22 protein-coding genes are annotated in these 21,994 nt (G+C 68.4%); 14 read left to right on the top strand and 8 right to left on the bottom strand.

Annotation, left to right across the window (positions count from 1 at the left end; translation table 11 throughout):
- Window positions 1-4 precede the first annotated feature (4 nt).
- Entirely contained in the window at window positions 5-1,447 is a 1,443-nt protein-coding gene (locus G3N99_RS14390) for an AMP-binding protein (protein ID WP_241011636.1), read from the top strand.
- 47 nt (window positions 1,448-1,494) lie between these two features.
- Here G3N99_RS14390 and xerD read toward each other — a convergent pair whose 3' ends face one another.
- The 3 genes from xerD to queG form a co-directional block, all read right to left on the bottom strand.
- Window positions 1,495-2,445, bottom strand: coding sequence for a site-specific tyrosine recombinase XerD (gene xerD, locus G3N99_RS14385; protein WP_174944957.1), 951 nt, complete (start codon window positions 2,443-2,445; stop codon window positions 1,495-1,497).
- Window positions 2,445-2,912, bottom strand: a complete 468-nt coding sequence (locus tag G3N99_RS14380; RefSeq protein WP_034190552.1) for a methylated-DNA--[protein]-cysteine S-methyltransferase — start codon at window positions 2,910-2,912, stop codon at window positions 2,445-2,447. The genes xerD and G3N99_RS14380 overlap by 1 nt, the downstream gene beginning before the upstream one ends.
- Window positions 2,913-2,976: 64 nt before the next feature.
- The gene (queG, locus tag G3N99_RS14375) at window positions 2,977-4,212 is read right to left on the bottom strand and encodes a tRNA epoxyqueuosine(34) reductase QueG (protein ID WP_206122705.1); all 1,236 of its coding nucleotides are present in this window, start codon (window positions 4,210-4,212) and stop codon (window positions 2,977-2,979) included.
- 17 nt (window positions 4,213-4,229) lie between these two features.
- On the opposite strand from queG, the gene tsaE reads away from it, so the two are divergent.
- Both tsaE and G3N99_RS14365 read left to right on the top strand, forming a co-directional pair.
- Window positions 4,230-4,784 carry a tRNA (adenosine(37)-N6)-threonylcarbamoyltransferase complex ATPase subunit type 1 TsaE gene (gene tsaE / locus G3N99_RS14370; protein ID WP_174941448.1) on the top strand — a complete coding sequence of 185 codons (555 nt, stop codon included), beginning with the start codon at window positions 4,230-4,232 and terminating at the stop codon, window positions 4,782-4,784.
- Complete coding sequence (locus tag G3N99_RS14365) at window positions 4,766-6,292, top strand: N-acetylmuramoyl-L-alanine amidase (protein WP_174941446.1); 1,527 nt, start codon at window positions 4,766-4,768, stop codon at window positions 6,290-6,292. The genes tsaE and G3N99_RS14365 overlap by 19 nt, the downstream gene beginning before the upstream one ends.
- 54 nt (window positions 6,293-6,346) lie before the next feature.
- Here G3N99_RS14365 and G3N99_RS14360 read toward each other — a convergent pair whose 3' ends face one another.
- The gene (locus G3N99_RS14360) at window positions 6,347-7,225 is read right to left on the bottom strand and encodes an EamA family transporter (protein WP_206122708.1); all 879 of its coding nucleotides are present in this window, start codon (window positions 7,223-7,225) and stop codon (window positions 6,347-6,349) included.
- 258 nt (window positions 7,226-7,483) lie between these two features.
- Between G3N99_RS14360 and G3N99_RS14355 the strand changes: the two genes are divergently transcribed.
- Entirely contained in the window at window positions 7,484-8,365 is an 882-nt protein-coding gene (locus G3N99_RS14355; RefSeq protein WP_206122704.1) for a pirin family protein, read from the top strand.
- Between the two features lie 52 nt (window positions 8,366-8,417).
- Window positions 8,418-9,266: a thioredoxin gene (trxA, locus tag G3N99_RS14350; RefSeq protein WP_174930624.1), complete on the top strand. Its 849-nt coding sequence runs from the start codon at window positions 8,418-8,420 to the stop codon at window positions 9,264-9,266.
- Window positions 9,267-9,381: 115 nt separating this feature from the next.
- Here the strand turns inward: trxA and G3N99_RS14345 are convergent, their stop codons facing one another.
- Complete coding sequence (locus G3N99_RS14345; protein WP_174944912.1) at window positions 9,382-10,239, bottom strand: tRNA threonylcarbamoyladenosine dehydratase; 858 nt, start codon at window positions 10,237-10,239, stop codon at window positions 9,382-9,384.
- A gap of 128 nt (window positions 10,240-10,367) precedes the next feature.
- Here G3N99_RS14345 and pdxH point away from each other — a divergent pair, with 128 nt between their 5' ends.
- From pdxH to G3N99_RS14330, 3 genes are all read left to right on the top strand, one after another.
- Window positions 10,368-11,012, top strand: a complete 645-nt coding sequence (gene pdxH / locus G3N99_RS14340) for a pyridoxamine 5'-phosphate oxidase (protein ID WP_174941440.1) — start codon at window positions 10,368-10,370, stop codon at window positions 11,010-11,012.
- Between the two features lie 121 nt (window positions 11,013-11,133).
- On the top strand, window positions 11,134-12,354 hold the full coding sequence (locus tag G3N99_RS14335) for a cyclopropane-fatty-acyl-phospholipid synthase family protein (RefSeq protein WP_174941438.1): 1,221 nt from the start codon (window positions 11,134-11,136) through the stop codon (window positions 12,352-12,354).
- Between the two features lie 23 nt (window positions 12,355-12,377).
- Window positions 12,378-13,673, top strand: coding sequence for a DUF72 domain-containing protein (locus G3N99_RS14330; protein WP_206122703.1), 1,296 nt, complete (start codon window positions 12,378-12,380; stop codon window positions 13,671-13,673).
- A 39-nt stretch (window positions 13,674-13,712) separates the two neighbouring features.
- Here the strand turns inward: G3N99_RS14330 and msrA are convergent, their stop codons facing one another.
- The gene (msrA, locus tag G3N99_RS14325) at window positions 13,713-14,273 is read right to left on the bottom strand and encodes a peptide-methionine (S)-S-oxide reductase MsrA (RefSeq protein WP_174941434.1); all 561 of its coding nucleotides are present in this window, start codon (window positions 14,271-14,273) and stop codon (window positions 13,713-13,715) included.
- A gap of 580 nt (window positions 14,274-14,853) precedes the next feature.
- On the opposite strand from msrA, the gene G3N99_RS14320 reads away from it, so the two are divergent.
- The 3 genes from G3N99_RS14320 to G3N99_RS14310 all read left to right on the top strand — a co-directional run bounded on the left by G3N99_RS14320 (window position 14,854) and on the right by G3N99_RS14310 (window position 17,734).
- Window positions 14,854-16,260 (top strand): selenium-binding family protein, encoded by a 1,407-nt coding sequence (locus G3N99_RS14320; protein WP_206122702.1) that lies wholly within the window; start codon window positions 14,854-14,856, stop codon window positions 16,258-16,260.
- Window positions 16,257-16,922: a hypothetical protein gene (locus G3N99_RS14315; protein ID WP_174989585.1), complete on the top strand. Its 666-nt coding sequence runs from the start codon at window positions 16,257-16,259 to the stop codon at window positions 16,920-16,922. Before G3N99_RS14320 ends, G3N99_RS14315 begins: the two co-directional genes overlap by 4 nt.
- 302 nt (window positions 16,923-17,224) lie before the next feature.
- Window positions 17,225-17,734 carry a flavin reductase family protein gene (locus tag G3N99_RS14310; RefSeq protein ID WP_011353017.1) on the top strand — a complete coding sequence of 170 codons (510 nt, stop codon included), beginning with the start codon at window positions 17,225-17,227 and terminating at the stop codon, window positions 17,732-17,734.
- Here G3N99_RS14310 and G3N99_RS14305 read toward each other — a convergent pair.
- On the bottom strand, window positions 17,721-18,221 hold the full coding sequence (locus tag G3N99_RS14305) for an Lrp/AsnC family transcriptional regulator (RefSeq protein ID WP_006477992.1): 501 nt from the start codon (window positions 18,219-18,221) through the stop codon (window positions 17,721-17,723). The genes G3N99_RS14310 and G3N99_RS14305 overlap by 14 nt on opposite strands.
- 130 nt (window positions 18,222-18,351) lie before the next feature.
- Here G3N99_RS14305 and kynB point away from each other — a divergent pair, with 130 nt between their 5' ends.
- The 3 genes from kynB (at window position 18,352) to kynA (ending at window position 21,284) form a co-directional block, all read left to right on the top strand.
- A complete protein-coding gene (gene kynB / locus G3N99_RS14300) occupies window positions 18,352-18,993 on the top strand; it encodes an arylformamidase (RefSeq protein WP_206122701.1) in 642 nt (213 codons plus the stop codon).
- Between the two features lie 28 nt (window positions 18,994-19,021).
- Entirely contained in the window at window positions 19,022-20,272 is a 1,251-nt protein-coding gene (kynU, locus tag G3N99_RS14295) for a kynureninase (RefSeq protein ID WP_206122707.1), read from the top strand.
- A 79-nt stretch (window positions 20,273-20,351) separates the two neighbouring features.
- Window positions 20,352-21,284, top strand: a complete 933-nt coding sequence (gene kynA / locus G3N99_RS14290; protein WP_174941687.1) for a tryptophan 2,3-dioxygenase — start codon at window positions 20,352-20,354, stop codon at window positions 21,282-21,284.
- Between the two features lie 24 nt (window positions 21,285-21,308).
- Here the strand turns inward: kynA and G3N99_RS14285 are convergent.
- The coding region (locus tag G3N99_RS14285; protein WP_206122700.1) for an MFS transporter at window positions 21,309-21,994 on the bottom strand (686 nt) is incomplete at its 5' end.

Genomic DNA, 21,994 nt, shown 5'->3' with positions numbered 1-21,994 from the left:
CTGGCTGATCGAGGACGCGCGCCGCCTGGCGTACGGCGATCTGTCGCGGGCCGTCGATGCGGCCGCCGCGCTGCTCGCCAACCTCGGCGTGCAAGGCGGCGACCGCGTGATGATCGTCGCCGAAAACTGCGTCGCACAGATCGTGCTGCTGTTCGCGGTCGCGCGCCTCGACGCGTGGGCGCTCGTGTCGAACGCGCGGTTGTCCGCCAGCGAACTCGACGCGATCGCCGCGCACGCGCGTCCGAAGCTGATCGCGTTCGCCACCGACACATCGCCCGACGCGCGCACGCATGCCGAACGGCACGGCGCGACACCTGCCGGCAGGCTGCCGGTCGACATCGGTGCGTGGTCGTATCGCGTCGACGCCAACGCGCCGGGCGAACCGGTCGCCGCCGACGGTGCCGCGCAATGCGCGGCGCTGATCTACACGACCGGCACGACCGGCACGCCGAAAGGCGTGATGCTGTCGCATCGCAACCTGCTGTTCATCGCGGCGACGTCGAGCACGCTGCGCCGCGTGTCGCCCGACGACGTCGTCTACACCGTGCTGCCCGTGTCGCATGTGTATGGGCTCGCGTCGGTCTGCCTCGGCAGCCTGTACGCGGGCGCGACGCTGCGGCTCGTGCCGCGCTTCTCGCCGGAAGCCGTGCGCGTCGCGCTCGCCGACGAAGGCGTCACGATCTTCCAGGGCGTGCCCGCGATGCACGCGAAGCTGCTCGAACACCTGCACACGCACGGCCACGCGTGGCGCGCACCGCGCCTGCGCTTCGCGTATTCGGGCGGCTCGCCGCTCGACGCGAACCTGAAGGCGCGCGTCGAGCGCCTGTACGGCGTGCCGCTGCACAACGGCTACGGGATGACCGAAAGCAGCCCGACGATCACGCAGACGCCACTCGACGCGCCGCGCACCGACGGCTCGGTCGGCGTGCCGATTCCCGGCGTGGAGATGCGGATCGTCGCGCCGGACGGCACCGACGTACCGCCGGGTGAAGTCGGCGAGATCCGCGTGCGCGGGCCGAACGTGATGCTCGGTTATTACCGCAACGCGGACGCGACACACGCGGCCGTGTCGCCGGACGGCTGGCTGAGCACCGGCGATCTCGCACGGCAGGAGGCGGACGGCGCCGTGACGATCGCGGGCCGCAGCAAGGAGCTGATCATCCGGTCGGGCTTCAACGTCTATCCGGTCGAAGTCGAACAGGTGCTGAACGCACATCCGGACGTCGTGCAGGCGGCCGTCATCGGCCGCGCGGTCGAAGGCAACGAGGAAGTGCTCGCGTTCGTCGAGCTGGTGCCCGGCGCGACGGCGGACGAAGCGGCGTTGCACGCGTGGTGTGCGGAGCGGCTCGCGCCTTACAAACGCCCCGCGCACATCCGTGCGCTCGACGCGCTGCCGGCCGCGTCGACGGGCAAGGTGCTGAAGCACAAGCTGCGCGAACTGGTCTGACCTGGGCCGGCGCGGCGCGTGACACAACCCGCGCCACGCCGGATGCGCTAACCGCGCGGATGGTGTTGCGCGTGCAGCGTCTTCAAGCGCTCGCGTGCAACGTGCGTATAGATCTGCGTGGTCGAGATGTCGCTGTGGCCGAGCAGCAGCTGCACGACGCGCAGGTCGGCGCCGTGGTTCAGCAGGTGCGTCGCGAACGCATGCCGCAGCGTATGCGGCGACAGGTGCGCGCGCACGTCCGCGTGCTGCGCGTGGCGCTTGATGATGTTCCAGAACTGCTGGCGCGTCATCCCGTCGCCGCGTGCGGTCACGAACAGCGCGTCGGCCGCGCGCGCGCCGAGCAGTGCCGGCCGCGCCTCGCGCAGGTAGCGCTCGATCCAGCCGTGCGCGACTTCGCCGAACGGCACGAGCCGCTCCTTCGAGCCCTTGCCCATCACGCGCACGACGCCCTCGTTGAGCCCGACCTCGACGGTCTTCAGCATCACGAGCTCGCTCACGCGCAACCCGCTCGCATACATCAGCTCGAGCATCGTGCGATCGCGCAGGCCGAGCGGCGTGCCGATGTCGGGTGCGCCGAGCAGCGCCTCGACCTGCGCCTCCGACAGCGTCGACGGAAACCGGGCCGCCTGTTTCGCGGACGTGATCCGCAGCGTCGGGTCGGCGCTCGCGCGATGCTCGCGCAAGGCCCAGCCGTAATAGCGCCGGAACACGGACAGCCGCCGGTTCGACGACGTCGCCTTGCCGTCGCTGCGCGCGGCGATGTAGCCCGTCACCATCGCTTCGTCGACCGAATCGAGCGGCGCGTCGTGCGTCTCTGCCAGCCATTGGGAAAACAGCGCCAGATCGCGTCGGTACGCGTCGAGCGTATTGCGCGCGAGCCCGTGCTCGAGCCACAGCGCATCGCAAAAAACGTCGATCGACGCACGGCTCGCGAGCAGCGCGGCGGACGCCTCGGCGGCATCGCCGTCGGCTTCGGGGGAAATCAGCGATTCACTCATCAGTACGGCACGCCTTCGTGCGCCAGCAGCCAGCGCTTCACTTTCTGGTAATAACCGTTGTCGTCGTGGTTCGCGAAGCCGCCGAGACCGCCCGCCGCGACGACGCGATGGCACGGAATCACGAGCGGGAAGTAGTTCGCGCCGCACGCCTGGCCGACCGCGCGCGGCGCGCTGCCGATCCGCTTCGCGACCTGCCCGTAGGTCAGCACCGTGCCGGGCGGAATATCGCTGATCACGTCCCACACGCGGTGCTGGAACGCGCTGCCGACTTCGGCGAGCGGCAGGTCGAAGCGCGCCGACGCGCGCTCGAAATAACGTTCGATCTGCTTGACCGCGCGCTTGGCGAGCGGCGAATCCGGATCGACCGACTTCACCGATTCGGGCAGATAGACGATCTCGCGCACCACCGCGGCATCCGTGCGGATGCCGACCTTGCCGAACGGCGCGTCGATGACTGCATTGAACATGGCCCTCTCCTGACCGATGGATGCGCGCGGCACCACCGCGCGCCGACGACACTTTACGCCGCCTTCACGCGGCACGCAGCGCCCACTCGACATGCTCGCGCACGACCGGCGACGGATCGTCGGCCCGCGCGCGCAACGCGGCGACGATCGCATCGCGCGCCTGCGGCGCGAGCCGGCCCGCGTCCGCGCGCAGCGCATTGCCGAGCCCGACCGCGAGATTGCGCAGCCAGCTTTCGTAGCCGATGCGCCGGATCGCACTGCCCTGCATGCGCGTATCGAACGTGCCCGCATCCCACGCAAACAGCTCGACGAGCGTCGCGCGGTCGAGGCCGTGCCGCACGTCGAAATCGGCGACGGGCGCGGCCTGCGCGAACTTGTTCCACGGGCACACGAGCTGGCAGTCGTCGCAGCCGTACACGCGATTGCCGATCATCGGCCGCAGCGGCTCGGGGATGCTGCCTTTCAGTTCGATCGTCAGGTACGAGATGCAGCGGCGCGCATCGACGCGGTATGGCTCGACGATCGCACCGGTCGGACAGGCGGCGATACAGCGCGTGCAGCTGCCGCAGTGCGCGCCGGGCGTTTCGGGCGCGGTGTCGGGGGACGTGTGCGCGTCGGTCGGCAGCGGCACGTCGACGTAGATCTCGCCGAGGAAGAACAGCGAGCCCGCATCGCGCTGCAGCAGCAGCGTGTGCTTGCCGCGCCAGCCGACGCCGGCCTTCTGCGCGAGCTCGACCTCGAGCACGGGCGCCGAATCGGTGAACACGCGGTAGCCGAACGCGCCGATCTCCTGCTCGATGCGCTCCGCGAGCGTCTGCAGGCGGTTGCGCAGCACCTTGTGATAGTCGCGGCCGCGTGCGTAGATCGACACGACGGCCGCCTGCGGATCGTCGAGCCGGGCCCGTTCGCGCGCACGCCAGTCGTGCGGCAAGAGCGCGCCTGGCTCGCTGTCAGGTGCGTCGGCGGCCAGCGTTTCGGCCGGCAGATAGGCGAGCCGGGCGGAGATCACGCGTCGCGTACCGGCCACAAGTTCGGCCGGACGCGCGCGTTTCATCCCATGTTTCGCCATATAATCCATTTCGCCGTGGTATCCGGCTTCCAGCCAGGCGGCGAGGCCTGCTTCGGCATCCGAGAGATCGGTATCGCTGATGCCGATCGCCCCGAAACCCAATTCGCGCCCCCACGCCCTGATGCGCGCGGCGAGCGCAGTCAACGCCGCATCGTCGAGCGCGCACGGTGCCGCGCCTTCGGCACAAGTCGAAGGCCTGTCGGATGCGGCGAGTTCCGGTAATCGGTTCATCGCACTATTTTACGAGAATGTCAGCCACGTCCAGCCACCCGCCTCATGTCATCACGTTGCCCGCCCCGCTCGAGCAGCGCGTGATCGCGCTCGCCGACGAAGCGGCGACCGAGGCTTTCGGCACCCGCTTCGCACACGCGCTCGACGCGGCACGCGTCGAACTCGCCCGCGCGCATGCATTCGACGGGCTGCAGATCCAGCTGGTCGGCGATCTCGGCGCGGGCAAGACATCCCTCGTCCGCGCGATCCTGCGGGGCCTCGGCCACACGGGGCGTGTGCGCAGTCCGACCTATACGCTCGTCGAGCCGTACGCACTCGAACGCGACGATGGGGAACTCGAGGTCTATCACTTCGATCTGTATCGTTTCAACGATCCGGCCGAATGGTCCGACGCAGGCTTTCGCGAATATTTCAATTCCAGCGCGATCTGCCTCGTCGAATGGCCACAACAGGCGGGCACGCTGCTCGGCGTACCCGATCTGGTTTTCTCGCTCGACGTGGATGGCGACGGCCGCGCCCTCACCGTCCGGGCGTACAGCGCTTCAGGAAAGGCATGTCTCGAAAGATGTTGATCAAACCGTTCCGCTCGATCGAATCGGCGGCCACCGCGACGCACAACTGGCGGCGCCGCCAGATCCTGTGCGCGGGCGCGTCGACGCTGGTGCTCGGTCTCGTCGCACCGCGGCTCGCGCACGCATCGTCGGTGCTCGGCGTGCGTGTGTGGCCCGCACGCGATTACACGCGCGTCACGATCGAATCCGACCAGCCGCTGCAGAATAGCCAACAGCTGCTGCAAGGGCCCGACCGTCTCGTCGTCGACCTGACCGGCCTCGACCTCGACCAGGCGCTGCGCGACCTCGTGTCGAAGATCGCGCCGAACGATCCGCAGATCCAGTCGGTGCGCGTCGGCCAGTATCAGCCGCACGTCGTGCGGATGGTGTTCGACCTGAAAGGCTCGGTGAAACCGCAGGTGTTCACGCTGCCGCCGGTCGGCACCTACAAGTACCGGCTCGTGTTCGACCTGTATCCGGCCGTCGCGCCCGATCCGCTGTCCGACCTGATCGCACAGACGGAACGCAAGGAGCAGGCGCTCAACGACACGACGCGCGCGCAGCAGATGCAGCCGCCGACCGCGCTGGCCGGCCCGGGTACGCCCCTGCCGCCGCCTGCCGCGGGCGACAACAGCGACGCATTCTTCCAGCGCTTCGCGCAGAACACGCCGGCCACGCCGCACACGCCGCCCGCCACGCCTTCGACGCCCGCGAAGCCGGCGGTCAAGCCGCCGCCCGTCATCGCGCGCCGCGACGACAGCGACGACGACGGCGACACCTACAAGTTCACGGCGCCGAAATCCGGCAAGGGCGGCACCGTGCGCCTGCTGACGGTGGCGATCGATCCGGGCCATGGCGGCGAGGATCCGGGCGCGATCGGCGGCGGTGGCACGTACGAGAAGCACATCGCGCTCGACATCGCGAAGAAGCTGCGCGCGAAGATCGACGGCGCACCGAACATGCGCGCGATGATGACGCGCGACGCCGACTTCTTCGTGCCGCTGAACGTGCGCGTGCAGAAGGCCCGCCGCGTGGGCGCCGACCTGTTCGTATCGATCCACGCCGATGCATTCACGACGCCGTCCGCACGCGGCTCGTCGGTGTTCGCGCTGTCCGACCACGGCGCGACGAGCGCCGCGGCGCGCTGGATGGCGAACAAGGAAAATTCGTCCGACCTGATCGGCGGCATCAACATCAAGACGGCGGACGCGACCGTGAACCGCGCGCTGTTCGACATGTCGACGACCGCGCAGATCCGCGATTCGCTGCGCTACGGCAACTACGTGCTGAAGGAAGTGGGCGGCATCAACAAGCTGCACAAGGGCTCGGTCGAGCAGGCCGGGTTCGCGGTGCTGAAGGCGCCCGACATTCCGTCGATCCTCGTCGAGACGGCTTTCATCAGCAACCCGGAAGAAGAAAGCCGCCTGAACGACGACGGCTATCGCGACCAGATGGCCGACGCGATCTTCCGCGGCATCAAGCGTTATTTCGCGGCGAATCCGCCGCTCGCGAAGAGCCGGATGGCCTGACGGCCGTACCCGGCCACCCCGCCCCGCCGCCGGCACGCAGTGCGTGCCGGCGCGTCACGATGCCGCGAAGCGGCGCATCAGTTTCCCGCCGAACACGTTCACCGCGAGCCCGCCCATCACGAGCGCCGTGCCGATCAGCTGCGTGCGCGTCAGATGCTCGTCGAGCAGCAGCGCCGACGATGCGAGGCCGACGACCGGCACCAGCAGCGAGAATTGCGCGACCTGCGCGGCCGGATAACGCGACAGCAGGCGGCTCCACAGCCCGTAGCCGAGCAGCGTCGCGACGAACGCGAGATAGACGACCGCGAAGATCGACGCACCGTTCAGCCCGGCGAGCGCGGTCGCGATCCGCTGCGGCCCTTCGAACCACAGCGACAGCAGGAAGAACGGCACGGGCGGCACGAGGCTGGCCCACACGACGAGCGACACGAGGTTCGCCTTGCCGACCTTCTTCGTGACGATGTTGCCGAACGCCCACATCGCCGCCGAGCAGATCGTCAGCAGGAAGCCCGCGAGCGTCATCGCGCGGCCGCCCTGCGCCGCGATCACGACAAGCCCGCCCGCGGCGATCGCGAGGCCGAGCAGGTTCTGCATGCGCAGCCGCTCGCCGAGGAACAGCATCGCGAACACGAGCGTGAAGAACGCCTGCGACTGCAGCACGAGCGATGCGAGGCCGGCCGGCATGCCGACGTACATGCCGGTGAACAGGAACACGAACTGGCCGAGCTGGATCGTCGCGCCATACAGCACCAGCAGGCGCCACGGAATCTGCGGCCGGCGCACGAAGAACACCGCGGGCACCGCCGCGAGCGTGAAGCGCAGCGCGCCGAGCAGCATCGGCGGCATGCCGTGCAGGCCGACCTTGATCACGACGAAGTTCACGCCCCACGCCATGATCACGACCAGCGCAAGCAGCAAGTCCTTCGGGGCCATCATCGGCGTCTCCTCGATTGTCGAATTGTTGTGCAAGGTGTACTCGGGCCCTGTCGCTTTGCGCCGGGCTCCCCGACGCGGCCATCCCGAACGGGACGTCCTTTGGGGCGAAAACCCGGGCGGCCCGGCGTGTTCCCGAGAAGTCGGTCAGTCTACCGGGTTTCAGCCCCCGGCCCGATACCCGCGCGGCGCGCATGGAATCGGCGGCGGACGGCCAGTACAATGACCGGCATCCCCCGCCGCCCCACAGGATCCGCCATGACCGCTCCGATCAAAGCCCTGCTGAAGCCGCACGTGCGCGACATCGGCAACCTGCAGGTGCGCCGCACGCTGCCCGCACTCGCCGCACGCCTCGTCGGCCCGTTCATCTTCTTCGATCACATGGGCCCCGCCACGCTGCCGCCCGGCACGGGGCTCGACGTGCGCCCGCACCCGCATATCGGCCTCGCCACCGTCACCTACCTGTTCGACGGCGCGATCCTGCACCGCGACAACCTCGGTTCGCTGCAGGAAATCGTGCCGGGCGACGTGAACTGGATGACGGCCGGCCGCGGGATCGTCCACTCCGAACGCACGCCCGACGCGCAGCGCGAAAACGGCCACACCGTGCACGGGATCCAGACCTGGGTCGCGCTGCCGCGCGCGCACGAGACGACCGAGCCGTCGTTCGAGCACCATGCGGCCGACACGCTGCCGAAGCGCAATGAGGACGGCGTGTCGCTGACGGTGATCGCCGGCGACGCGTTCGGGCTGCGCTCGCCGGTCACGACGTTCTCGCGCACGCTGTACGTCGCGGCCGAATTCGCGGCCGGCGGCCGTCTCGAACTCGACGCGTCGCACGAGGAACGCGCGGTCTACGTGGTCGACGGCGAGCTCGCGATCGACGGCACGCCCGTGCCGGCCGAGCAGATGGCCGTACTCACGCCCGGCGCCGCCGTCACGCTGACGAGCGGCAACGGCGCGCGCGCGATGCTGCTCGGCGGCGACAAGATCGACGGCGAGCGCTTCATCGAATGGAATTTCGTCGCCAGCAGCCGCGAAGCGATCGAGCGCGCGAAAGAAGCATGGACGCGCCAGGAAATGGGCAAGGTGCCGGGCGAGACCGAGTGGATTCCGCTGCCCGAATCGAAGCCGCGTTGAAAAAGGGGCGCACTGCCCCCATCCTGACGACATTCGAACGAAAGAGAACGACATGGACACCACGCTTGCCACATTCGAGAAAGACGTCATCGAGGCGTCGTTGGACGCACCCGTGCTGGTCGACTTCTGGGCGCCGTGGTGCGGCCCCTGCAAGACGCTCGGCCCGCTGCTGGAAAAGCTCGAAGGCGACTACGAAGGCCGCTGGAAGCTCGTGAAGGTCAACGTCGACGAGAACCAGGAACTCGCCGCGCACTTCCAGACGCGCAGCATCCCGCACGTGATCGCGTTCGCCGACGGGCGCCCGGTCGACCAGTTCGTCGGCGTGCTGCCCGAAGGCCAGTTGCGCGCCTTCCTCGACCGGCTGCTGCCGGCCCCCGAGGAGGCCGAACGGCGCGCCGCGCAGTACGCGATGGCCGAGGAGCGCTACGACGACGCGCTCACGCACCTCGAGGCGGCGCTCGCGCTGAACCCCGGCTTCGACGACGCACGCCTCGATCTGATCGAACTGCTGCTCGCGAGCAACCAGGTCGACGCCGCGCGCGCCGAGACCGAGCGCCTGTCGCCGCAGACCGTGCAGAATGGCGATCCGCGCTACCAGGCGATCAAGACCCGTTTCGACGCACTCGAAGCCACGGCCGACCTGCCGCCGACCGATGCGCTCGAAGCGCGCATCGCGGCGAACCCGGCCGATCTCGACGCGCGTTTCGATCTCGCGCAGAGCCTGATCGCGCGGCGAGCGTATGAGGGCGCGGTGGAGCAGTTGCTGGAAATCGTCACGCGCGATCGCGCTTACGGCGACGATCTCGGCCGCCGCACACTGATCTCGGTGTTCGAGCTGGCCGGCGATCGCCCCGACCTCGTCGCCGGGTGGCGACGCAAGCTGAGCATGGCGCTCAATTGAACTTGATGTGTGACCGCCGGGCCGCAACGGCCCGGCTGCGGGATTGCCCCGCATGCCATACGACGGCGCGTGTCACGCGCCGCAGCATTCCTCAACGACCGCCATTCACAGCGGCTTAGCCGGCGGCTTGCGCCGCGATCGCGCGCAGCGCATGCGCGGCGGCCGCGAAGCCGAAACTCGCGGTCACGCACACGCTCGAACCGAATCCCGCACAGTTGAGCCCCGCGACGTGCGCGGCCGCGGACGGCTCGGCGCCGTCCTCGAGGTCGCAGGCAGCCGCTTCCGGATAGATCAGCGGCTCGTCCGAATACACGGCGCTGACCTTGAACCGCGCCTTCGGCCCGCGCGGAAAGCCGTGCTGCTTGCGCAATTGCGCGCGCACCTTCGACAGCAGCGGATCCTGGATCGTCAGCGCGAGATCGTCGATCCGGATGCGCGTCGGGTCGAGCTGGCCGCCCGCGCCGCCGACCACGACGAGCGGCTGGCGCTTCGCGACGCACCACGCGATCAGCGCGACCTTCGTACGCACGCTGTCGATCGCGTCGATCACGTAGTCGAAACCGCCGCCGAGCAGCGCGTCGAAATTGTCGGGCTCGACGAAATCCTCGATCCGGTTCACGCGGCACGCGGGATCGATCAGCGCGATCCGCTCGGCCATCGCGTCGACCTTCGGCTTGCCGTAATTGCCGTCGAGCGCGTGGATCTGCCGGTTCGTGTTGCTTTCGGCGACGTTGTCGAGATCGATCAGCGTCAGCGTGCCGACCGCGTTGCGCGCAAGCGCCTCGGCCACCCACGACCCGACGCCGCCGATGCCGATCACCGCGACGTGCGCGCGCTCGAACGCGGCGGCGGCCGGCGCGCCGTACAGCCGCGCGACGCCGCCAAAGCGCCGCGCTCGATCCACGTCAAGCTGGATTTCCGGGGTCGGGGTAAGATCAGAGGAACGGGGCGGGGCAGCGTCGGCGGCGGACATAGCAGCAAGGAAAACGTAAGTCGTGCAGCCCTCTATTTTGCCTGAACTCCTCGCTCGCACGCGCCACTGTGCACGCACGTTTCTCGCGCGTTGGCTACAATGGTTCCAGATTGAAGCGTTTGCATAACATGACGACTCTCGCCGATCTCCGCATCAATTATTCACGTGCTTCGCTTGACGAAGCCGACGTTGCCCACGACCCCTTCGCCCAGTTCGACCGCTGGTTCAAGGAGGCGCTCGCCGCCAAGCTGCCCGAGCCGAACACGATGACGCTCGCGACCGTCGGCGACGATGGCCGGCCGTCGGCACGCATCGTGCTCATCAAGGGCGTCGACGAACGCGGGTTCGTCTTCTTTACCAATTACGAAAGCCGCAAGGGGCGCGATCTCGCCGCGCATCCGCAGGCCGCGCTGCTGTTCTACTGGATCGAGCTCGAGCGCCAGGTGCGCATCGAAGGCCGGATCGAGAAAACCAGCGCAGAAGAAAGCGACCGCTATTTCGCGTCGCGCCCGCTCGGCTCGCGCATCGGCGCATGGGCGTCGGAGCAGAGCGCGGTGATCGACAGCCGCGCGACGCTCGAAGCGCAGGAAAAGGCCGTCAGCGAACGCTACGGCGACAACCCGCCGCGCCCGCCGCACTGGGGCGGCTACCGCCTCGTGCCCGACTCGATCGAGTTCTGGCAGGGCCGCCCGTCGCGGCTGCACGACCGCCTGCTCTATACGCGCGACGCCGACACGTCGCCGGGCTGGTCGATCTCGCGCCTGTCGCCGTAAGCGCGGCACCGGCGCACGCCGGTCGTGTCTCGTGTTGCATCCGGGCGCCCGCCTCGCAAGCGGTGAGCGCCGGTCAAGATACTTGGCTGTATTCGATTCAACGAACAAACGGAGAATCCAAATGTTCTGGGAAAAGAAGCTGGCACAGTGGGCGGACGAAGTACGGGCGAAAGCGAACATACCGGCGCGCCTCGTGCTGTGGAACGGCGATCAACTCGATTTCGGCACCTTCAGCGCGCCGCAGGTCACGTTGAAGGTGAACAGCGCGTCGGCATTGCCGCTCCTGCTCGAACCGAGCCTCGACAATCTCGGCGAGGCGTACGTGAAGGGCAAGATCGACATCGAAGGCAAGCTGTCGGACATCATCAACATCGGCTACTCGCTCGCACGCAGCACGGTGACGAGCGCGAGCAAGCTGGCACGCGTGAAGCGCTACTTCAATCACTCGAAGAGCACCGACAGGAAGGCGATCCAGTATCACTACGACGTCTCGAACGAGTTCTACCAGCTGTGGCTCGACGAGAACATGGTGTACTCGTGCGCGTACTTCGAGAACGGCGACGAGGATCTCGCCACCGCGCAGATCAAGAAGATCGACCACATCCTGACGAAGATCCGGCTCCAGCCCGGCCAGCGCCTGCTCGACATCGGCTGCGGCTGGGGTGCGCTCGTGCTCCGTGCCGCGCAGAAGTTCGGCGCGCAGTGCCTCGGCGTCACGCTGTCGCAGAACCAGTTCGACCTCGCGACCGCGCGCGTGAAGGCTGCCGGGCTGGAAGACAGGATCGAGATCCGGCTGCAGGACTACCGCGAGATCGACGGCCAGTTCGACCGCATCACGAGCGTCGGGATGTTCGAGCACGTCGGGCGCAAGAACCTGCCGCTCTATTTCTCGCGGGTCCATGACCTGCTCGCCGACGACGGCATCGCGATGAACCACGGGATCACGTCGACCGACGCGGAAAGCGGCGAGACGGCGCTCGGCGGCGGCGAGTTCATCGACCGCTACGTGTTCCCGGACGGCGAGCTGCCGCACATCAGCCTCGCGCTGGAAGCCGCGCAGCGCGGCGGGCTCGAAGCGATTGACGTCGAAAGCCTGCGACGGCACTATGCGCGCACGCTCGACATCTGGACGGAAAACTTCGAGGCGAAGGCGGAAGCCGCACGCCAACTCGTCGACGACGAAAAATTCCGCATCTGGCGCGTGTATCTCGCCGGCTGCGCGTATGCGTTCGAGCACGACGACGTGTCGATCTTCCAGATCGTGTGCCGCAAGGCCGGGCAGAGCGCAAAAACGCTGCCGTGGTCGCGGCGCTATATGTACGAACATGCGCTGCCGCGCTAGGCGGCGCTTCACGCTGGGCATGCATGGGTGACGGCAGGACGCGGCGCAAGGCGCCGCCCGAACGACAGCAGCACGACGACGCCAACGCGCCACACGCCGACGGGCAATTCGACCTGTTCGGCGTGCCGGCCGACGCTGCACGCGCGTCGCCGGAGAACGACGGCCCGCCTGCCGACACCGACGGTCACGTGACACCGGACGCATCCGACGACGCGCAACCGGCACCGCGCACCCGCACTCACTCCCGTTCTTCAGACGAAACACCGCCCGCCGCTTCCGGCCTGCTGTGGGACGAGCCGCCCCAGCCTGCCGCGCCGCCGAAGAAGGGCCGGCGCCGGCGCGGCGTGCTGCCCGCGCCGATCGCGCCGGAAGTGGCCGACGCAGCGGCCGGCCTGCCGCCGAACGTCCGGCTCGGCACGTCATCGTGGTATTTCCCCGGCTGGGACGGCATCGTCTACGACGGCGACTTCGCGCAGACCAAGCTGTCGCGCGAAGGGCTCGAAGCGTATGGCGCGCACCCGCTGCTGAAAAGCGTGAGCCTTGACCGGTCGTTCTACGGCCCGCTGTCGGTGGCCGACTACCTGCGCTACGCGCAGCAGGTGCCCGACGATTTCCGCTTCGTGGTGAAGGCGCCCGCCTCCGTGACCGATGCGGTGATCCGCGGCCGGCGCGGCGAGCCGTCGGGGCCGAACCCGACCTTCCTCGACGCGCAGCTCGCCACCCGCGAATTCGTGCAGCCGTGCCTCGAAGGGCTCGGCCGGAAGGCCGGCGTGCTCGTGTTCCAGTTCTCGCCGCTGCCCGATCAACTGCTCGCGCAGCCGGCCGCACTGATCGACCGGCTGGCTGCGTTCTTCGCGGCGTTGCCGCCGCTGCCGCCGGAAACCGACGGCACCCGCTATGCGATCGAGATTCGCGACGCGAGCCTGCTCACGCCGCGCTTCATCCGCGCGCTCGCCGCGCTCGGCGTGCGCTACTGCGTCGGCCTGCACGCGCGGATGCCCGACCCGCTGCGCCAGGCGGCCGCGCTCGCGCTGCTCGACGGCGACGCGCCGGGGCCGCTGATCGTGCGCTGGAGCCTGCACGGCGGGTTCAAGTACGAACAGGCGAAAGCGAAGTACGAGCCGTTCGACAAGCTCGTCGACGAGGATCCGGCCACGCGCTCGGCGCTCGCCGAACTGGCCGCGCGCTATGCACTGGCCGGGCAGCCGGTGATCATCACGATCAACAACAAGGCGGAAGGCTCCGCGCCGCTGTCGTGCATCGCGCTTGCGCGCGAGATCGCCGCCGCGTGCGCGCAGTGGCGCAACGAGGCGGCTTGATACCGACCGGATACCGGCTTGCGCCGGCCGCGGTCACGCTTACGCGCCGCGCAGCGACTTCAGCCGGTGCGAGAACTTCTGCCGGAATTTCGCGATTTTCGGCCCGATCACGACCGAGCAGTAGCCCTGCCCCGGATTCCGCGCGTAATAATTCTGGTGATAATCCTCGGCCGGCCAGTAGTTGCCGTCGAGCGGCACGACCTGCGTGACGATCGGCTGCCCGAACACCTGCTCGCGCTCCAGCTCGCGGATCACGTCGAGCGCCGTGTCGCGCTGCGCGTCCGAATGGGTGAACACGACCGACCGGTACTGCGTACCGACGTCGTTGCCCTGCCGGTTCAACTGGGTCGGATCGTGCGTCGCGAAGAAGATCTCGAGGATCTCGCGATAGCCGATGCGCGCCGGATCGAACGTCACGTTGACGACTTCCGCATGGCCCGTATCGCCTTCGCAAATGTCGCGATAGCCGGGATTGCGCGTATGGCCGCCCGCGTAGCCCGACTGGACGGCCGTCACGCCGTCGACGTCGAGAAACACCGCCTCCGTGCACCAGAAACACCCGCCTCCCAATGTCGCGGTTTCAAGCATCTCGTTCACCATGAAATCAGTCCCTCGTTGATGTCGGCAGCCGGCACGCATGCGCCGGCGCCACCGTTCCGTCTCGCCGCTGCCCACCCGCGTGCGGGTCGCAACGGCACTTCGGCAAGTATCTCACTCGCGCGCGAACCTGACAGAGTGCACAGGTGCCGCGCGCGACCGGCCGCCCGTTTTCTCGTCTACACTTAGGCACGCGCGAGCGCGGCGGCAAACCCGCCGTCTCGCGCCAAGCACCCGATGCATGCCCGACCCTGATGCAAACATCATCTGCCGGAACATCGCTATGCATGCCTTAACAGACATCGCCCGCGTCACTCGCCCGGCCGTCGCCGCGTCGCGGGCCGCCGCTTCGACTGCACCACCCGCTTTCCGTGCATCCGCCCCGCCCCGCGTGCGGCGATCCGGCACACCGCCTTTTTCCGCTTCCACGATCTGATGCACGTTGCTGCACGCGCGCCGACGCGTGCAGCCGCCTGCCGATCGCTCCCGCCGGCGTGTCGTACGCCGCGCGGCAACCCCGACCCGCACGCCCGCAACGAACGGCCGTGCGACCACGATCCGATACCATCGAGAGGGCATCACCATGAGCATGCGGCCTGACCCGACGTTTCATGCTTCGCCGGAACTTGCGATGCAGGCGCCGCCGGAAGAATTTGCCTATACGTTGTTGCTGAGCCCCGATTTTTCCAGACCCGACGCGCTCGCCGTGATCGACGTGAAGCCTGGCTCGTCGACCTACGGAAAGATCGTGCACACGGTGACGATGCCGACCACCGGCGACGAGTTTCACCACTTCGGCTGGAACGCGTGCTCGTCGTCGCTGTCGCCGCTGACCGGCCATGCGTTTCTCGAACGACGCTTCCTGATCATCCCTGGCCTGCGCTCGTCGCGCATCTACGTGATCGACACGAAGCCGCATCCGACCCAGGCGCGCATCCACAAGATCATCGAGCCCGACGAGATCTTCTCGAAGACCGGCTATTCGCGACCGCACACCGTTCACTGCGGGCCCGAGGGCATCTACGTGAGCACGCTCGGCGGCGCGGGCAAGGACGGCACCGACGGCACACCCGGCATCTTCATCATGGATTGCGAAACCTTCGACGTGCTCGGCCGCTGGGAGATCGATCGCGGCCCGCAGGACAAGCATTACGACTTCTGGTGGAACCTGCCGCGCGACTACATGGTGTCGAGCGAATGGGCGCTGCCGCCGCAATTCGAGAACGGGATCGTACCCGAGGACCTGCTCGCGAACAAATACGGGCACCGGCTGCATTTCTGGGATCTGCGCGCGCGACGCAACGTGCAGACGATCGATCTCGGCGCGCAGCACCAGATGGCGCTCGAGGTGCGGCCCGCGCACGACCCGGCGCGCGAATACGGGTTCGTCGGCGTCGTGGTCGACACGACCAATCTCGAAGGCTCGATCTGGACCTGGTGGCGCGAAGGCGGCAAGTTCCATGTGAAGAAGACCGCGACGATCCCGGCCGAGCCGGCCGCGGCCGATGAACTGCCGCCGCTGCTCAAAGGATTCGGCGCGGTGCCGCCGCTCGTGACCGACATCGACCTGTCGCTCGACGACCGCTTCCTCTACGTGTCGTGCTGGGGCACCGGCGAGATGCGCCAGTACGACGTGTCGGACCCGCACCACCCGGTGCTCGCGGGGTCGGTCCGGATCGGCGGCATCGCGCGCCGGGCGCCGCACTCGAACGGCCGCACGTTCGCCGGCGGCCCGCAGATGGTCGAGATCAGCCGCGACGGGAAGCGCGTGTACTGGACCAACTCGCTGTATTCGACGTGGGACGACCAGTTCTATCCGGACGGCGTGCCGGGCGCGCAGGTGCTCGCGCATGTGGGGCCGGAAGGCGGGCTGATGCTTGCGGACGATTACTGGGTCGAGTTCCCCGACGGCTATCGCGCGCACCAGATCCGGCTCGAAGGCGGCGACTGCTCGACCGACTCGTTCTGCTATCCGTCGGTCAAGCGTTGAACGCCGGCGTTCACGCCCAGTTCGCGCTGTGGGCGGCCGTGCTCGCGAGCGGCGTGTATCACGGGCTCAACCCCGCGATGGGCTGGCCGCTCGCGGTGTCGAACGCGCTGATGACGCGCCGCGGCGGCGCGCTCGTCGCGGCGCTCGGCTATCTCGCGCTGGGTCATGCGCTCGCGGTCTTCACGGTGATGCTGCCGTTCGGGCTGCTCGCCGCGCTGCTCGCGTGGCAAACGGCGATCCGGATCGGCGCGAGCGCGCTCGTGATCGGCTTCGGCGCCGTGCTGCTGATCCGGCGCCGGCATCCGCGAGCGCTCGCGCGGATTCCGCCCGCGCGGCTCGGCCTGTGGTCGTTCGCGGTCGCGATCGCGCATGGCGCGGGGCTGATGCTGGTGCCGATCTATCTTGGACTGTGCGGGCTCGACCAGGACGCCGGCCACCGCGCGGCGGCCACGCTCGTCGATGCGCATCTCGGGATGGCGCTGGTCGTCGCGGCCGTGCACGCCATCGCGATGATCGGTGCCGGCGGCGGGCTCGCATGGCTCGTGTACCGCTATCTCGGGCTGAAGTTCGTGTCTCGGAGCTGGTTCAATCTCGATGCGGTGTGGGCGTCGAGCCTGATCGTGACGGGCGCGTTGTCGCTTGGACTGGCGGCGGCGCGATAGCGCGGGGATCGACGACAGATGTGGCGGAGCGGCACCGGGTGGAGCGGTGGTAGCGCAGAGAAAGCGCGACAGAACGGCGATGCCCGCCGCGTGCAATTGCGCGTCCGGCAATGCGCCGCAGTGTTCGCTACGTCACCCTGCCCCCGCAATACGCCGTCCGGCCGGGCCCGGCGGCCCCGATTCCGCTAAAATCGGGCCATGCGCACCCCTTCCCCCTCGACCGCCTTGTCGCCTTTCGTCCGCCGTGCCCGCCCCGCCCGCGTCGCGCCGCGCCCGCCCGTCTCGTTCCGGATGGTCGCGCGATGAGCCACGCCAATCCTCCGGATTTCGACGCGGCCGCCTTCCGGCAAGCACTCGGCCAGTTCGCCACGGGCGTGACGGTGATCACGACGCGCGCGCCGTCCGGCCAGCTGATCGGCATCACCGCCAGCTCGTTCAACTCGGTGTCGCTCGATCCGCCGCTCGTGCTGTGGAGCCTCGCGCACAAATCGGCGTCGACGCCGGTGTTCCGCGGCAACAGTCATTACGTGGTGAACGTGCTTGCGGCATCGCAGCTCGACCTGTGCAAGCGCTTCTCGACCTACAAGGGCGACCGCTTCGAAGGCATCGCGCATGCGGCCGGCAACTCGGGGATGCCCGTGCTCGACGGTGCGCTCGCGTGGTTCGAATGCCACAACCGCAGCCGCTACGATGAAGGCGACCACGTGATCTTCGTCGGCGAAGTGGAGCGCTGCGGCGTGCGCGCGGTATCGGACACGGCACCGCCGCTCGTGTTCCACGGCGGCGGCTTCCACGGCCTTACACCGCTTTGATCGCTCCCGTGCGCGCCAGCCCGACCGGCGCGCCGGCTTCATCCTTCAGCGTCTGCAGCACGATGTTGGAACGGATGTCCATCACGCCCGGCGCCTTGTAGAGCCGGTTCAGCACGAAATCCGAATAGTGCTTGAGGTTGTGCGCGAGCACGCGCAGCAGATAGTGGCTCTCGCCCGTCACGACGAACGCGCCGACGACCTCCGGCCATTCGCGCAGCGCTTCCGCGAAGCGCTCGTGCCATTGATTTTCTTCGTTGCGCATCGACACCTGAACGAACGCCTCAAGCTCGAAGCCGAGCTTCTCGCGGCTCAGGCACGCGCGATAGTGCTCGATCACGCCCTGCTCCTCGAGCAGGCGCATGCGGCGCAGACAGGCGGATGGCGAAAGCGAAATCCGTTCCGCCAGATCGAGATTGCTGATTCTGCCCTCTTCCTGCAGTACCGCCAGAATCCGGCAGTCGGTGGCATCGAGCGTGATCGCGTGCATTTTTGGTCCCCGTTTTCCCTCTGAGTCGAATTATCTGCCAATCCGGCGGATTGTCCATGTTTATTTCGCAAGCACTTTCTGCGAGCGTCCACCTATCATTCGAAGGATCGACTCACCGAAACGTCATGCCATGGACACCCTCTGGGACATCTCGCCGCCTGTCAGCCCCGCCACCCCCGTGTGGCCGGGCGATACGCCGGTTTCCGTCGAACGCGTGTGGCGGATGGAGGCCGGCTCGCCGGTCAACGTCGCACGCCTGACGCTGTCGCCGCACACGGGCGCGCACTGCGACGCGCCGCTGCACTACGACGCCGACGGCGCGCCGATCGGCGCCGTGCCGCTCGATACTTACCTCGGCCCGTGCCGCGTGATCCATTGCATCGGCGCATCGCCGGTCGTGCAGCCGGCCGATGTCGCGGCCGCGCTCGACGGCGTTCCGCCGCGCGTGTTGCTGCGCACCTGTGCACACGCCAGCGTCGAGCAGTGGGACAGCCACTTTTGCGCGGTGGCGCCCGAGACCGTCGACCTGCTCGCCGCACATGGCGTGAAGCTGATCGGCATCGACACGCCGTCGCTCGACCCGCAGGAATCGAAGACGATGGATGCGCATCACCGCGTGCGCGCACACCGGATGGCGATCCTCGAAGGCATCGTGCTCGACGACGTGCCGCCCGGCGACTACGAACTGATCGCCCTGCCGCTGAAATTCGCGACGCTCGACGCAAGCCCCGTGCGTGCGGTGCTGCGCGCGCTGCCCGCGCGTGCCTCCTGATTACCCCGACTGACGACCCCACATCATGATCAAGACCCGTGAAGACGCGCTCGCGCTCGACCGCGACGATCCGCTCGCCCCGCTGCGCGCCCAGTTCTCCCTGCCTGACGGCGTGATTTACCTCGACGGCAACTCGCTCGGCGCGCAGCCCAGCGCATCGGCCGCCCGCGCGCAGCAGGTGATCGGCGCCGAATGGGGCGAAGGCCTGATCCGCAGCTGGAACACGGCCGGCTGGTTCGCGCTGCCGCGCCGTCTCGGCGACAAGCTCGCGACGCTGATCGGCGGCGCACCCGGCGAGACGGTCGTGACCGATACGATCTCGATCAACCTGTTCAAGCTGCTGTCGGCGATGGTGCGCCGCCAGGCCGAGCGCGCGCCCGAGCGCCGCGTGATCGTGTCGGAACGCTCGAACTTCCCGACCGACCTGTATATCGCGCAGGGGCTGATCGAACAGCTCGGCGGCGACTACGAACTGCGCCTGATCGACGACCCGGCCGACCTGCCCGGCGCGCTCGGCGCGGACACGGCCGTCGCGATGATCACGCACGTGAACTACCGCACCGGCTACATGCACGACATGCCGGCCGTCACGCAGCTCGTGCACGACGCGGGTGGCCTGATGCTGTGGGATCTCGCGCACTCGGCCGGCGCGGTGCCGGTCGACCTGAACGGCGCACGTGTGGACGGCGCGGTCGGCTGCACGTACAAGTACCTGAACGGCGGCCCCGGGTCGCCCGCCTTCGTGTGGGTGCCGCAGCGCCATCACGCGCACTTCTCGCAGCCGCTGTCCGGCTGGTGGGGCCACCGCGCACCGTTCGCGATGCAGCCGGGCTTCGCGCCCGATCCGGGCATCGCGCGCTTCCTGTGCGGCACGCAGCCGATCGTGTCGATGTCGATGGTCGAATGCGGGCTCGACGTGTTCCTGCAGACCGACATGCAGACGATCCGCCGCAAGTCGCTTGCGCTGACCGATGCGTTCATCGCGCTCGTCGAAGCACGCTGCGCGGGCCTGTCGCTGAAGCTCGTCACGCCGCGCGCGCATCACCAGCGCGGCTCGCAGGCCAGCTTCGAGCATCCGCACGGCTACGAAGTGATGCAGGCGCTGATCGCGCGCGGCGTGATCGGCGACTACCGCGAGCCCTACGTGCTGCGCTTCGGCTTCACGCCGCTCTATACGCGCTTCGCCGACGTGTGGGATGCCGTCGAGACGCTGCGCGACATCCTCGCCACCGACGCGTGGAAGGCGCCCGAGTTCGCCGAACGCGGCGCGGTGACCTGATCGGCCTTGCCCGGCGCGCGCGAGCCGCGCGCCGCGCCCCCGTCATTCAAATCTGGAGAGAGTCGTGAATTCTGGTCATATGCAGCCACCCGGCGAAGACGCGCCGGCGGGCTGCCCGTTCTCGGGCGCACGCGCCGCGCATTCGGCACCCGCGGCCCAGGCCGCGCACGAAGCGTCGCACGTGCCCGGCGATGCCGGCTGGCACAACGCGCAGCTCGATTTCTCGAAGTCGATGAGCTACGGCGACTACCTGTCGCTGAATTCGATCCTCGACGCGCAGCATCCGCTGTCGCCCGATCACAACGAGATGCTGTTCATCATCCAGCATCAGACGAGCGAGCTGTGGATGAAGCTCGCGCTGTTCGAGTTGCGCGGCGCCCTCGACGCGGTGCGCACCGACGCGTTGCCGCCCGCATTCAAGATGCTCGCGCGCGTGTCGCGGATTCTCGAGCAGCTCGTGCAGGCGTGGAGCGTGCTGTCGACGATGACGCCGTCCGAATATTCGGCGATGCGCCCGTATCTCGGGCAGTCGTCGGGCTTCCAGTCGTACCAGTACCGGCAGCTCGAATTCCTGCTCGGCAACAAGAACGTGCAGATGCTGCAGCCGCATGCGCACCGGCCCGACATCCTCGAACAGGTGCGTGCGACGCTCGAAGCGCCGTCGTTCTACGACGAAGTCGTGCGCCTGCTCGCGCGGCGCGGCTTCCCGATCGCGGCGGAGCGGCTGGAACGCGACTGGACGCAGCCGACCCGCCATGACGAGACGGTCGAAGCCGCGTGGCTCGAGGTGTACCGTCACCCGCAGCAGCACTGGGAGCTCTACGAGATGGCCGAGGAACTCGTCGATCTCGAGGATGCGTTCCGCCAGTGGCGCTTCCGTCACGTGACGACCGTCGAGCGCATCATCGGCTTCAAGCAGGGCACGGGCGGCACCAGCGGCGCGCCGTACCTGCGCAAGATGCTCGACGTCGTGCTGTTCCCGGAGCTCTGGCACGTGCGCACCACGCTGTAACACGACTCGCCCCCGAGCCCGCCGTCACGACGATGTGCGGGCCAGTTCCTCCCCTTCGCGCGGCTGCACGGCCGCGCGCGACAGTCGCGGGATATGCCGTCGCACGACGAGCAGCGCGACGCACACAATCCCCATCGCGATCGCCAGCATCGTCAGATAGGCCGTGGCGCCGCCCGTGGTGATCACGACCGCGCCCGCGAATGCGCTGAGGATCGCGCCGAGCCGGCCGAACGCGAGCGCACTCGCGGTGCCCGTCGCGCGCACCGCTGTCGGGTAGATGTACGCACAGAGCGCGTACATCGTCGACTGCACCGCATTGACGAACAACCCGTGCAGGCCGAGCCCGACGATCAGCCAGCCCGTGTGGCGGCTCGCATCGACACCCATCAGCCACACCGCGCTCACCGCGCCGCCGATGCTGCACAGCACGAGCGGCCAGCGCGACCCCGCATGCGCGATCGTCCACGCGCACAGCAGCGCACCGATCACGCCGCCGAGGTTGTATGCGGTGAGCCCCGACCCCGCGACCGACACGCTCAGCCCGCTCGCCGCCAGCATCGTCGGCAGCCAGCTGAACGCCGCATACACGGCGAGCAGGCACATGAAGAATGCGCACCACAGTGCGATCGTGTCGCGCGCCTGGCCGCTCGCGAACAGCGCGCCGAAGCCGCCACGGCCGCCTGCCGCGCGTGCATCTCTCATATCAGTGA

This window comes from Burkholderia sp. Ac-20392, assembly GCF_017104585.1.
Lineage (GTDB): Bacteria > Pseudomonadota > Gammaproteobacteria > Burkholderiales > Burkholderiaceae > Burkholderia > Burkholderia lata.
The sequence above is the reverse complement of the archived record's forward strand: the minus strand, read 5'-3'. Positions and strand labels throughout refer to the sequence as shown.